The following is a 9,839-nucleotide window of genomic DNA, read 5'->3' on the forward strand; positions in this document are numbered from 1 at the left end:
AACGAATGAACAATAAGAAGCTAATTGGAATAATAATGGGATTGGGTATTGCAATTATTGGATATACATATGCAGATCGTACTATCGAGCAAGCTGAAAGTGTAATAGCTAATCATCAAATATTTTACAGTTATAATGAACTCGCTGAACAAGCCGACTTCATTGTAGAAATCACAGCATTAGATAAATCTTCAAATTTTTTAAAGGGTAATGCGGACTTGCAAATAGGTCATACGGTGTCTAAGGTTAAAGTGGAACAAGTTTTTGGTAATTCAAGTGATAAAGAAGTTGGAAGTATTATTGATGTCTTGGAGCCAACATATACTATAAATAACAAAGGGATTGTTCCCGGTGTTACTAGGTATAATTATGGTAAATATACTCCTATGAAAGCTGGATTAGATTATGTTTTGTTTCTAGCTTGGGATGATACTCAGAATGCTTATTGGATTATGTCTTTAGAACAAGGGAAGTTTAACATTGATAAAAAAGATACGAAGGAATTATTAGCAGCCGGTAGTATGTCACAATATGAAGCATTGAAAGAAGATGTGATGAACACACTATATGAGGGGAATAGGAAATAGCCCAGGCATTCTCTGCCGGGGCTTATTGTTGTTAACTTACGTTATGGTCTCGATCCTCTATTTCACACAACTCTCCGAAATTGACTTGTATACAGCGCGAAATAGAACCCTTCCGCAGCGAGGAGTTGCTCATGGTTGCCGCGTTCAATAATTTGACCACCATTCATGACCAATATCTGATCGGCATCCTGGATCGTGCTTAGACGATGGGCAATCACGAAGCTAGTTCTGCCCTTCATCAAATTCTTCATGGCTTCTTGAATATGCATCTCTGTTCGGGTATCCACGCTACTAGTCGCTTCATCGAGAATGAGTACGGCTGGATTAGCTAGAATGGCTCTAGCAATTGTAAGGAGTTGCCGCTGTCCATGACTTAGATTGCTTCCTTCGGCTTGTAAGATCATATCGTAACCTTGAGGAAGCCGTGATATAAAACCATCTGCGTTTGCCAGTTTAGCTGCTACTTGAATTTCTTCATCCGAAGCATCTAATCGCCCGAAGCGGATGTTATCACGAATGCTGCCAGAGAATACATACGCATCCTGCAGGACCATACCCAGATTCGTACGAAGATAGTTCTTGTCAATCCGGCGAATGTCGATCCCGTCAATGCTGATGCTACCTTCATCAATGTCATAGAACCGAGTTAACAAGTTGACGATGGTCGTTTTCCCCGCACCTGTGGGTCCGACGAGAGCAATCTTCTGACCAGGGTGAGCTACAAAAGATACCTGCTGTAGAATAGGTGAATCTTGTCTATAACTGAAAGATACGTTATCAAATGTTACTTCACCGTGCATATCATTGGAGACGATGATGCCTTCATCTTCTGTATACTCCGATTCTAATTCCAATATTTCGAATACACGCTCAGCCCCAGCTACAGCCGATTGAATCAGATTATATTGATTGGCAAGTTCCGTAATTGGGCGTCCGAACTGTTTGGAATAGTTGAGGAAACTGACGATCACGCCTACGGTTGTTAGATCTTTGAATACCATCCAACCACCAACAGCGGCGATAAGTGCGAAGTTAAGGTTGTTGACACCGTTCATGACTGGGCCGACAAGACCCGAGACGATCTGTGCTTTGGTACCCATCGTATTTAACTGCTGATTGATATCTTTGAATCGCTTGATCTCGGTAGCTTCGCGGCGATATAGTTTCACTACCTTCTGGCCTTGGATGGTCTCTTCAATGAATCCGTTCAGTTCTCCAAGATGCTTCTGCTGACCTTTGAAATATCTTCGTGTCAGGGTGGAGATCTTGCGGGTTGCGAATAGAACAAGCGGAATAGTGATTAAGCTAACTAAGGTTAATGAAAGATTCAGGCTTAGCATAATGACAAGTGAACCCGAGAGGGTAATAATACTAGTCAGTAATTGGATGACGCTCTGATTAAGTGAATTAGAGACATTCTCGATATCGTTCGTAGTTCGGCTCATCAGTTCCCCAGTGTTATTGGTGTCGAAGAACTTTAGAGGTAACTGTTGGTATTTTTCAAAAATATCATGTCTAAGCTCAAGCACAGTTCGTTGGGATACACCACTCATGACATAGGCCTGCACCCACGATATGATGCTTCCAAGGATATAGATCGCTACCATCATCATACATAGCCACAACAGACCGTTATGGTCTTTAGGTATGATGTATTCATCGATTGCTTTACCGATGAGGTAAGGACCGATAAGGGAGATGACTGCGCTTAAAAAGGTGGAAATATAGACGATGATAAGCCCTGTACGTTGGAGTTGTAAATAGGTCCATAGTTTCTTGATCGTGGCGCCTGTATTCTTGGGACGTACTTTAGGGATAGCTCCCAATCCACCAGGACCTCTTCCGGGCATCCCCATCATGCCGCCTCCCATTGGCTTAAAGGACGGATTAGAGTTTCCGTTAGTTGACTTAGACATGTACGTCATCCTCCTTCCATTGAGATCGATAAATATCCTGATAGATCGAGCTGTTCCGAAGAAGCTCATCATGGGTACCTTCAGCTGCAATTGTACCGTTATCATCAAGGATAAGAATGTGATCCGCATCGATGACGGAAGAGATCCGCTGAGCTATAATAATAGTAGTCGTATCTTTCATAAGCTCTCTGAGCGCTTGCTGTATTCGGGATTCGGTTCCTAAGTCTACGGCGCTGGTGCTGTCGTCCAGAATTAATATAGCGGGACGAACAAGTAATGCCCTCGCGATAGAGATACGTTGTTTCTGCCCGCCGGATAGATTGACTCCTTTTTGGCCGAGAACGGTATCGTATCCATCTGGCATTTGCTGAATGAAGCCATGTGCTTCAGCTGCTTGGGCTGCAAGCTCAATCTCTTCTTGACTCGCCTCAGCGTTACCGAAGCTAATGTTATCGCGGATCGTACCAGTGAACAGAATGGACTGCTGCAAAACCAGCCCAACCTGAACTCTCAGATGATCTAATGGGATATCTTTAACATCTGTACCGTCAATAAGCACACTTCCGCTAGTCGTATCGTATAAGCGGGGGATAAGACTGATCAGTGATGACTTGCCCGAGCCAGTAGCACCAAGAATGGCTAGAGTCTGACCTGCTTCTGCTTGGAATGATATATTTTTAAGTATGAGCTCCTCCTGTGCCGTGTCATAGGCAAAGGATACATTCTTGAATTGAATATGTCCGGAGTGAATAATGGCTTGTTTCGTATGGTTGTGATTTGTAACCTCGCTAACAGTTTCAAGCACCTCATTAATGCGCTCAGAAGATACTTTCGCACGAGATACGAAGGGCAGTAGATTACTAATCATAAGCATAGAGAACAACAATTGGGTAACATAGTTGATAAAGGCGATTAAATCTCCTGTTGATAGAGAACCACCTCGGGTAAGTCCTCCGCCATACCACAATACCGCAACCACACTGGCATTTAGAATAAGCGTCATGATGGGCATGTTCAAAGCCATCAATCGTGCGGCTTTAATAGCGATATGAGTATAATCCTCATTAGCTTTACCGAAACGTTTACGTTCGTGGTTCGCTCTGACGAAAGCCTTCACAACCCGAATCCCTGATAAATTCTCCTGAAGGACGCTATTCACACCATCGAGTTTAGACTGGACTTTAGTAAACAAAGGAAAGGACTTCCGGATGAGAAAGACCAATAAAATGAACAATAGCGGCGTGACTACCGCTAGAATGAGTGTTAGTCTTGGACTGATGGATACCGCCATGATGAAGCTTCCAACAAACAGGAGCGGTGAACGGATGAAGCCACGCATAATCATTTGAACAAAAGTCTGCATCTGCATAACATCATTTGTTAAGCGGGTAATGAGTGAACCTGTTTTTATTTGATCAAGATTGCGGAAGGAGAAAGTTTGCACTTTCTCGAATAAGCTGTTCCGTAGATCTCTGCCGAAGTTTTGTGAAGCAATACTAGAGAAGACCGAGCAACCAGCCCCTGCAAGGATACCAATGAGTGCGATTCCAAGCATCATGAGTCCCGTCCGCTGGATATGAGCAAGGTCGCCTTTCATGATGCCATCATTGACTATGCTCGCCATCATCATAGGTTGTAATAGATCCATCCACACCTCAAGCACCATGCATAGAGGAGCCAATATACTGGATAACCAGTAAGGCTTTAAATAAGATATAAATTTCCGCATAGAGATCTACCTCACGATTTCGTAGAATCATCAGATTCAATTTCGCGAAGCTCAAATAAATGAGTGAACTGTTGAATCATTTCATCGACTGCTTTTAATTCTCCACTAATGACTTGCTCAATGGATTTGAATTCTGGCTGTTGAAGTTGATTCACCAAGGTGTCACGCTTTACTTGTAATTGTCTTAGAAAAATAATAATGCGACCTCGGCGAAAGGTCTTTGCACTTTGAATGTTCTTGTCATCTCGGTCTACAGGACGTGGAGCTAACCAATCTTCTGTATGCGCATGATGTGAACTCCGGTGATTTCGTTCGGAATGAACATTTTGATCTGCCTGTTGAACTCTTTGACCTCCACGATGATCACGATCACTCGGGCGACCAGGAGCTCGCCTGCGATCGCTTGAACCTCGACCTCCGTGTACCTCTGCTCGATCCAGATTGTTGATTTCTCTTCGTTTACTATGGTGTGAAGGGGAATGTAGTCCACTATCTGAACTTATCCCTTGTAAGGTTGAACGACGTCGCATGCTAATTCATCCTTTCATTTTGCGTTAGTTGTATACGATCGTATACGAAATTGCTATGTATACAAATGTATATTTATAAATAAAAATTGTCAATACAATATGGGAAATGAATGCTACTATATGATCTACATTCTATATTTGTTATAATAAAATTAATAATTAACAATAACAAAAGTAGATGAGTGCCAGTAGTTATTGATTAGAGGTGGGATACAACGGTGGCTAAGAAAATAACAATGCAACAAATTGCCGACCATTTGGGTGTGTCTAAATTTGTTGTTTCTAAAGCGTTATCTGGTAAAAGTGGAGTCAATGAGGCGACGAAAGAGCGAGTTATTGAGGCGGCGTCCCAGTTAGGATATTTCTCTCAGAAGAATGCCTACGTGAAGAAGCCTGATCGAAAGTTAGCGTACTCTAATAGTAAACAATCGGTTATTGTGCTCATGCCCAATATTCGATCACAAACACGAGAGTCACTCTATTGGGGCAAGATTATGGAAGGAATCTCTTTGCGATTGGAAGAAGAAGGGCTTGGAATGGTCATCATTTCAGAGCAGAGCGTGGACAGTGTCCTTGATATATTGAATCCGAACGCCATATTAGGTTTGATCGGCGTGGGGCAGATCTCTACGCCCCTTTTGCTAGAGCTCCATCGAATTGGACTTCCTATTGTTCTAGTAGATCATGAAGATCCATTGATTCCTACGGACACTATATTTGTAAATAATGTGGATGCTATGACTCGGTTAACGAATCATTTAATGGGAACGGGTCATCAGCAGTTGCAGTTCATTGGTAATCTGCGCTTCTCGAGAAGCTTCAGGGACAGATTTATTGGTTTCCGCTCCGCGATGGAGGAGCAAGGGCTGAAACTGCAAGGTGGAGGTGAAGCAATGGAGAACCTAAAAGGACTTGAAGGTGGGGAAATTGCCGATGAAATACGATCTTGGTTGCTTAATCAGAAGAAGTCTGGAACGATGCCGTCGGTTCTAGTGTGCGCGAACGATTATATAGCCCAGACGACCATGAATACCTTGATCGAACTAGGGTTGAATGTTCCAGGAGATATATCTGTTACTGGATTTGATAATATTGAGATCGGTTACAGTGAACTTCCCGCTTTGACTACCGTCCATGTCCCGAAGGAGGCTATGGGTCGCCGTGCCGTAGAGAAGCTACTTGAACGATTAGTAAAACGAGACGAGCCTATGGAGAAGATTATGCTAGCTGGGGATGTAGTTTTTCGCGACTCGACCGCTGCAGTTAAAGTGAAATAGTTGCACAAAGGGCACTTATTTTAATGGGAAAGGCATGGGAGGGGGAAATAGTTGCACACAGGACATCTAAAATGGGGATAACAGCGAGAATATGTGATTTTCTAGAATTTAGATGCACTTATGCAACTGAAACCGGTGTTAGCGAAATTCGGCCCAATTTAGATGTATCTTGTACAACTGTTGGTGATTGGTGATGGTACTCTCCCTTCCAGTTCATATTCCACCCGCCCATCGCAATAACTTAATCACCACGGACATGGTTAGGAGTTTGTCCTATCTTGTAAATCTAATGTTATGGTTATGCTAACACAGGTAACCATGCCTTTTTCAATTGTTGAATGCCCCGTTCCATATCCTTCAGATCAATCCCACCGAATCCCATATAGATCTTAGGCTGAGATTTGCTTAGAACAATCCCCACATGTTGTAAACCGTATACATGAACCCCTTTGGATAAGGCTAGTTCTATTAATTGGGTTGCACTGCAGTTGGTGTTCACAGTTACTTCAATGTGAAGTCCAGCGCTATCCCCGTTGATACGAATATGATCTGAGAAATATTGTTGGAGTAATTGCGTTAGTTTTTCATGCTTTCTACGATAAACATGACGAATTCGCCGAATATGACGGAACCAGTGACCACGCTCTATGAATAGACTCATGGCTAATTGGTCAATGCGTGATGGGCAAGATAGAATATGTTCCATGGTCTGAAGTCTCTTCATCAGATGATGGGGGAGAACCATGTAGTTCATGCGTAACGCAGGTGTGAATGCTTTTGAGAATGTACCTATGTAGATGACGACACCCTCGTGATCAAGTCCTTGAAGTGAGGGAATGGTTTTACCGGTATAACGAAATTCTCCATCGTAATCGTCCTCAATAATATAAGTATGATGGTTGTTTGCCCATTGAAGCATTTGCTGTCTTATAGGATAGGACAAGGGATTACCTGTAGGACGATGCGAGGGCGTAACGTATATGGCATCGATATTCTGATCTTCTAATTCAGTTATCGAAAGTTGATGGTCATGAAGTGGGAAAGGAACGATGTGACAACCATGTTGTGAGAAAAGATCTCCGACCTGAGCAATTCCATCCTGTTCGAAAGCAACAGTAATGGGCTGTCCTAAGAGTCGAGTGAGGATATGGATACTATAGGAGATACTCGAACCTATCACAATTTGATTGGGTGAGCATGATACGCCACGTGAATTTTTCAAATACTGTGTGAGTTGTAATCGTAAAGCATATTCCCCCTGAAGGTCTCCATATTGATGAATGCTACCTCCGTTTAGGGAAAGAGACTCAGTCAAGACGGACCTCCAAGCTTGAAGTGGAAATGAATTGCCGTCCACAGCTAAGAGATTGAAGTCAATCACCCCGTCATTCTTGGAATGTGGTGCATCAAGGTTTCTATGTAAGCGATGATCTAGGTTGGTGTTCTCATTCTCGGTAACGTCGCGGATCGTCATGGGTTGGGTTGATTGAGGATTAACCACGTAGAGACCTGAACGAGGTTTACTAATGACATAGCCCTCTTCTAGCAACAGGTGATAGGCTGTTTCGATCGTTGTTTTGCTAAGAGAGGATTGTTGGCGAAGAGAACGGATAGAAGGCAACTTCGTACCATCTTTGATGTCATCATTTTGAATAAGTCTACGAATATGTCTATATAACTGCATATATAAAGGGCCTTGCTCATCTTTGGAAAGCATAATATCAAACATAGCAACCTCCATCTGACCCCTAATAATATCGTTTAACTGATTCTTTTTGAGAGGTCAAATTTATTATAGACTAGGCATTAGGAATATAACAACCGATCCGTAGAAAGAAGGAATCCTATGTCTAAGATCGTTCAGATCGTTATTGATCAGATGAATGCGCAGCTTGAAAGAATTGAAGGCCATGTGAATCGTTTATCGGAAGAAGATGTGTGGTCGAGAATAGGGCCAGATATGAATAGTGTTGCCAATTTATGCATTCATTTAGCAGGAAGTGAGTATCAGCATTTTGTAAGTGGAATGGGAAATAAGCCTTTTATAAGAGAAAGGTCGCAGGAGTTTGATAGAATAGGCGGGTACTCTAAAAAGAAATTAATGGAACAACTTCACGCCGTTCGTAGGGAATCCATTCAGGTGTTGAATGGGCTGACAGATGAAGATTTACAAAGACAAGTAAAGATTTATTTCGATCCTGAAGATTGGAAGCGAATGAAGGGGATAGATGCTGAATATTCGGAGCCGTGTGTCAGCAGATCCATTCAAAGCCATTTAGTGTACATAGCAGAACATGTTGGATATCATACAGGGCAGATCGTATTGATGACGAAGTTATTGTTGAAAGAATCCGTTGAGGCAAGGTTAGACGAGTTAGAGATTGTACTGCCAAGCGGAAGTGAGCCAGCAGCAAACTATATGAACTACAGCATCGTGAACGGCTTACTATTTGTGTCCGGGAAAGGGCCAGCTGGTCATCCTAAGGGGAAATTGGGGTGTGACTTTTCAACAGAAGAGGGATATCAGTTCGCCCGGCAGGCAGGAATAGAAGTGCTCGCAGTACTGAAACAGGCATTGGGTAGCTTAAATAAGGTGAAGCGGGTCATTAAAGTTCAAGGTTTTGTAAATGCCGGTTCACAATTTGACGAGCATCATGTCGTTCTGAATGGTTTCTCTGATCTGATGCAGGAAGTGTTTGGTGAGAAGGGGGTTCACGCTCGGTCAGTCATGGGTGCCAGTTCGCTAAGAGGCAATCTCCCCCTCGTGGTGGATTCTATCTTTGAGGTTGATTCTCCAGTGTTCCTATCGTCATCCACCCACTAGATCAAATACGGTCCCTTTCCCGTTCTTGAAAATAAGGATAGTCTCATACTCTTGCACACTATTCAGATTAAAAATGGTTAGATTCCCTAATCGCTTATCATTGTAATCATGTGTTCCTGACGTTCAAGCAGCTTAAGTGACCGAAGGGAACGGGGCGTTAGACTTAGCTGGTTGAGTGTATCGCATGAATCTACTGCTCAGAAAATCCCCTTGGCGATCAAGGGGCGAACGCCCCACGATTATAATGTTAATACTGCGCGAACTTCACCACACGCCAATTTTTCACCTGTTTCCATAAAACCAAGAGAGTCATAAATCCTCTTCGCAACCATATTCTCGGGTTTATATGTAAGTTCAATAACTTTAGCTTCCCCGCGTGGAAAAGTCCTCGCATATTCAATCGCTTTTACCACCATCTCTTTACCATACCCCTTACCCTGGTAATGCTTATCGATCATCATCTTAAATATGCCGTAACTACTGTAATCAAAGTTTCCATCCCCGTCATCATAGTACATTGAAATGAAGCCTACCATGCTATTTTCTTTATAGACTGCAAATGTAATAATTACCTGACCCTCATCGGAGGCAATATATGCTTCGGCAAGAGCATGTTGATTTGAGGAGATAAATCTTTGTTGTTCATTAGCCACACGTAGCTCAATGCATTCAATAAAATTATCCCAAGTTATTTTTCTGAATTCCATTAAGACGACCTCCTTTTGAATTTGTATATTTTCTTGCTATGGATGCCTATAACGTTCAGGTATTCACGAACTTGCGCAGCAAGTTGTCACTGAATCTACTACTTCTGCCAAAAGCATCAGGGTGACCAAGGCGGATCCGCTGCGTGAATACTGTGTTATCGGATGGCCCTGTCTTCTTCGATATCACTCACGAAATTCACTATGTAGTTTACCGCATCCTCGAAATCTCTCGCAATATAGTCCACTTCTGTATTTGACCATTTATGTCT

The 9,839-nt window shown here is 42.6% G+C and carries 8 protein-coding genes; 3 read left to right on the forward strand and 5 right to left on the reverse strand.

What is annotated here, in order from left to right:
* Positions 1-5 precede the first annotated feature (5 nt).
* Positions 6-587 carry a hypothetical protein gene (locus AC1TO8_RS12525; protein WP_482055944.1) on the forward strand — a complete coding sequence of 194 codons (582 nt, stop codon included), beginning with the start codon at positions 6-8 and terminating at the stop codon, positions 585-587.
* A 62-nt stretch (positions 588-649) separates the two neighbouring features.
* On the opposite strand, the gene AC1TO8_RS12530 is transcribed toward AC1TO8_RS12525, so the two are convergent.
* The 3 genes from AC1TO8_RS12530 to AC1TO8_RS12540 are packed head-to-tail and all read right to left on the reverse strand — an operon-like array spanning position 650 to position 4,762.
* Positions 650-2,503 carry an ABC transporter ATP-binding protein gene (locus AC1TO8_RS12530; protein ID WP_482055945.1) on the reverse strand — a complete coding sequence of 618 codons (1,854 nt, stop codon included), beginning with the start codon at positions 2,501-2,503 and terminating at the stop codon, positions 650-652.
* The gene (locus AC1TO8_RS12535; protein WP_482055946.1) at positions 2,496-4,232 is read right to left on the reverse strand and encodes an ABC transporter ATP-binding protein; all 1,737 of its coding nucleotides are present in this window, start codon (positions 4,230-4,232) and stop codon (positions 2,496-2,498) included. Before AC1TO8_RS12535 ends, AC1TO8_RS12530 begins: the two co-directional genes overlap by 8 nt.
* An 11-nt stretch (positions 4,233-4,243) precedes the next feature.
* On the reverse strand, positions 4,244-4,762 hold the full coding sequence (locus AC1TO8_RS12540) for a hypothetical protein (RefSeq protein WP_482055947.1): 519 nt from the start codon (positions 4,760-4,762) through the stop codon (positions 4,244-4,246).
* Between the two features lie 218 nt (positions 4,763-4,980).
* Between AC1TO8_RS12540 and AC1TO8_RS12545 the strand changes: the two genes are divergently transcribed.
* The gene (locus tag AC1TO8_RS12545) at positions 4,981-6,039 is read left to right on the forward strand and encodes a LacI family DNA-binding transcriptional regulator (protein WP_482055948.1); all 1,059 of its coding nucleotides are present in this window, start codon (positions 4,981-4,983) and stop codon (positions 6,037-6,039) included.
* A gap of 298 nt (positions 6,040-6,337) precedes the next feature.
* Here AC1TO8_RS12545 and pdxR read toward each other — a convergent pair whose 3' ends face one another.
* Positions 6,338-7,768: a MocR-like pyridoxine biosynthesis transcription factor PdxR gene (gene pdxR / locus AC1TO8_RS12550; RefSeq protein WP_482055949.1), complete on the reverse strand. Its 1,431-nt coding sequence runs from the start codon at positions 7,766-7,768 to the stop codon at positions 6,338-6,340.
* Positions 7,769-7,885: 117 nt separating this feature from the next.
* Between pdxR and AC1TO8_RS12555 the strand changes: the two genes are divergently transcribed.
* Positions 7,886-8,863 carry an Atu1372/SO_1960 family protein gene (locus AC1TO8_RS12555; protein WP_482055950.1) on the forward strand — a complete coding sequence of 326 codons (978 nt, stop codon included), beginning with the start codon at positions 7,886-7,888 and terminating at the stop codon, positions 8,861-8,863.
* Between the two features lie 239 nt (positions 8,864-9,102).
* Here AC1TO8_RS12555 and AC1TO8_RS12560 read toward each other — a convergent pair whose 3' ends face one another.
* Positions 9,103-9,570 carry a GNAT family N-acetyltransferase gene (locus AC1TO8_RS12560; RefSeq protein ID WP_482055951.1) on the reverse strand — a complete coding sequence of 156 codons (468 nt, stop codon included), beginning with the start codon at positions 9,568-9,570 and terminating at the stop codon, positions 9,103-9,105.
* Positions 9,571-9,839 lie beyond the last annotated feature (269 nt).

Source organism: Paenibacillus sp. Y859 (assembly GCF_056786405.1).

What these genes read in the sequence shown, in the direction of transcription:
- AC1TO8_RS12525 (WP_482055944.1), top strand. Translation starts at nt 6, where the DNA reads ATGAACAATAAGAAGCTAATTGGAATAATAATGGGATTGGGTATTGCA.
- AC1TO8_RS12530 (WP_482055945.1), bottom strand. Translation starts at nt 2,503, where the DNA reads ATGTCTAAGTCAACTAACGGAAACTCTAATCCGTCCTTTAAGCCAATG.
- AC1TO8_RS12535 (WP_482055946.1), bottom strand. Translation starts at nt 4,232, where the DNA reads ATGCGGAAATTTATATCTTATTTAAAGCCTTACTGGTTATCCAGTATA.
- AC1TO8_RS12540 (WP_482055947.1), bottom strand. Translation starts at nt 4,762, where the DNA reads ATGCGACGTCGTTCAACCTTACAAGGGATAAGTTCAGATAGTGGACTA.
- pdxR (WP_482055949.1), bottom strand. Translation starts at nt 7,768, where the DNA reads ATGTTTGATATTATGCTTTCCAAAGATGAGCAAGGCCCTTTATATATG.
- AC1TO8_RS12555 (WP_482055950.1), top strand. Translation starts at nt 7,886, where the DNA reads ATGTCTAAGATCGTTCAGATCGTTATTGATCAGATGAATGCGCAGCTT.
- AC1TO8_RS12560 (WP_482055951.1), bottom strand. Translation starts at nt 9,570, where the DNA reads ATGGAATTCAGAAAAATAACTTGGGATAATTTTATTGAATGCATTGAG.